Source organism: Thalassospira sp. UBA848, assembly GCF_002295455.1.
Lineage (GTDB): Bacteria > Pseudomonadota > Alphaproteobacteria > Rhodospirillales > Thalassospiraceae > Thalassospira.
On the sequence record NZ_DBGS01000020.1, the window covers coordinates 17,087 to 19,017 of the forward strand.

The 1,931-nt window shown below is 57.7% G+C and carries 2 protein-coding genes; one reads left to right on the forward strand and one right to left on the reverse strand.

Going from position 1 to position 1,931, the window contains the following annotated elements; all coding sequences use genetic code 11:
* Positions 1–143 precede the first annotated feature (143 nt).
* Positions 144–932, forward strand: coding sequence for a glucose 1-dehydrogenase (locus tag B2R48_RS02365; RefSeq protein ID WP_296997343.1), 789 nt, complete (start codon positions 144–146; stop codon positions 930–932).
* A gap of 62 nt (positions 933–994) precedes the next feature.
* Here B2R48_RS02365 and B2R48_RS02370 read toward each other — a convergent pair.
* Positions 995–1,931 (reverse strand): transketolase C-terminal domain-containing protein (locus tag B2R48_RS02370; RefSeq protein WP_296997345.1); only part of this gene is annotated, 937 nt, incomplete at its 5' end.

A 1,931-nucleotide genomic window follows, 5' to 3' on the forward strand; every position in this document is an offset into this window, starting at 1 on the left:
GCTGCTCGATCGGCTTGAAAACGGGGTCAGTTCAACCTGATCCGGTGACTTGCATTTTCACGCGAACAAGACCATTTCTCGAACGTTCCTGAATGGTCGGGCCTTCACCCGACGCCACCACCAAACAAACATGTAGGGCAGACATGCAACAGCCGTCAGCACAAGCACCGCGCGTGGCCTTTATCACCGGCGGTGCACAGGGTTTGGGCCTTGGTATCTCAAAGCACCTTCTGGACCTTGGCTGGAAGATTGCCATGTTCGATCTTGATGCCGACGCAGGCGAAGAAGCCTTAAGCAGCCTGTCCGATGCCCAGCGCGACCGTACCCTGTTCCTGCACGGCGACGTCGCCGTTGAGGCCGACATCAAACTCGCCGTGCAACAATGCGTTGACCGGTTTGGCCGGATTGATGGCCTGATCAACAATGCCGGTATTGCCAATCCCCACGCGCCAAACATCGAAGACCTTGAATGGGATCAATGGCAACGGGTGATCAACGTCAATCTGGGCGGTGCGTTTCTGGCAACCAAACACGCGACACAGCATCTGCGTGAAACCGGCGGCGCGATTATCAATATTGCCTCCACCCGCGCCTTCCAGTCCGAAGCCAACACAGAACCCTACGCCGCGTCCAAGGGCGGCATCGTAGCCCTGACCCATGCGCTGGCGGTCAGTCTGGCGGGCGAGATTCGCGTCAACGCCATTGCGCCGGGCTGGATCGAAGTTGGCGACTGGCAGAAAAAGGCCAACAAAACCACGCCCGATCACAGCGCGGCCGATAAATCGCAACACCCGGTTGGCCGCGTCGGCAAACCCGAAGACATTGCGCAGGCCGTTACCTTCCTGCTGGATTCCGATAGATCCGGCTTCATGACCGGCGAAACCATCCGCATTGACGGTGGCATGACACACAAGATGATTTACGTCGAATAACAAAAAGGCCGGTCTGTCTTCTGACAACCGGCCTTTTTGAATTCTAACCTTGGCGAAAACCGTCAGGCACGTGCCTTGTTCTCGCTCATACCAAGTGCACCCAGCGCGGTCTTGACGATGGACTTGGCATCAAGCCCGGCTTTCTCGTACTGGATTTCCGGCTTGTCATGATCAACCAGCGCATCGGGCAGCGCCATGGTACGGATCTTAAGCCCGTTATCAAGCAATCCGTGGCCTGCCATATGCTGCAGGACCATCGCGCCAAAGCCGTTGATCGACCCTTCTTCGATGGTGATCAGGACTTCGTGGTTGCGCGCCAGATTGGCAATCAGTTCATGATCAAGCGGTTTGGCAAAGCGTGCATCGGCCACAGTCGCAGGCAAGCCACGCGCAGCAAGGTCTTCAGCGGCAACAAGCGCCTCGGCCAGACGCGTGCCATAGGACAGGATGGCAATCTTGCCACCTTCACGCAGAATTCGACCCTTGCCGATTTCAAGGACTTTTCCCTCGGTCGGCATTTCAACGCCAACACCCTCGCCACGCGGATAGCGGAACGCAGATGGTCGATCATCAATCGCCCAGGCGGTTGTGGTCATATGCACCAGTTCGGCTTCATCAGCCGCCGCCATCAGAACAAAGTTCGGCAGGCAGCCAAGATAGGCAATGTCATAGGCCCCGGCATGGGTCGCCCCATCCGCCCCGACCAGACCGGCACGGTCCATGGCGAAACGCACCGGCAGGTTCTGAATCGCGACATCATGCACGACCTGATCATAACCGCGCTGCAGGAAGGTCGAATACAGCGTGCAGAACGGCTTGTACCCCTCGCACGCCATCCCGGCGGCAAAGGTCACGGCATGCTGTTCGGCAATCCCGACGTCAAAGGCACGATCGGGGAAATGATCGGCAAAGATATTCACACCGGTGCCCGATGGCATTGCAGCGGTAATCGCGGTGACTTTCTCGTCTTTTTCCGCAAGCTTCACCAGCGTTTCGCCA

Excerpts from the sequence above, each read along its gene's own strand:
- B2R48_RS02365 (WP_296997343.1), top strand. The coding sequence starts at position 144 with ATGCAACAGCCGTCAGCACAAGCACCGCGCGTGGCCTTTATCACCGGC.